Source organism: Streptomyces gottesmaniae, from assembly GCF_031845845.1.
Lineage (GTDB): Bacteria > Actinomycetota > Actinomycetes > Streptomycetales > Streptomycetaceae > Streptomyces > Streptomyces akebiae.
In genome coordinates, this window is sequence record NZ_JAVRFJ010000167.1 from 1 (window position 1) to 410 (window position 410).

Annotated in this window: 1 protein-coding gene; it reads left to right on the forward strand. The window is 60.5% G+C overall.

Annotated elements, in window-relative coordinates:
* Positions 1 to 218 precede the first annotated feature (218 nt).
* A partial coding sequence (locus tag RM704_RS45865; protein ID WP_498076470.1) for a hypothetical protein occupies positions 219 to 410 on the forward strand: 192 nt, incomplete at its 3' end.

Consider the following 410-nt stretch of genomic DNA (forward strand, 5'->3'; position numbering starts at 1 on the left):
TAAGCACCCCATGACGACAAAAAGCCTGTCTGGACGCCTCCAGCACAGGCTTTTTGTTTTTTAACGCCGCCAACTGACCCAAAGCGAACGCTGTGTCATTCCAATGTGGTTGAGTCTGCCTTCGGGCTCAGCCTCGCTGGAATGGCATCGCGACAGGTGACGGCATCCTCGGGTGTTCCGCATGTTGCGGGCGCCCATGACCTCAGGAGACACCATCCATGACCATGTTCAACAAAGTCACCAAGACCTTCCAGTGGGGCAAGCACACCGTCACCATGGAGACGGGTGAAATCGCCCGCCAAGCCACCGGCGCCGTGCTGGTCGACATCGAAGGCACCGTGGTGCTGGCCACCGTCGTGTGCGCCAAGGCCGCCAAGGCCGGCCAGGACTTCTTCCCCCTGACCGTGGAC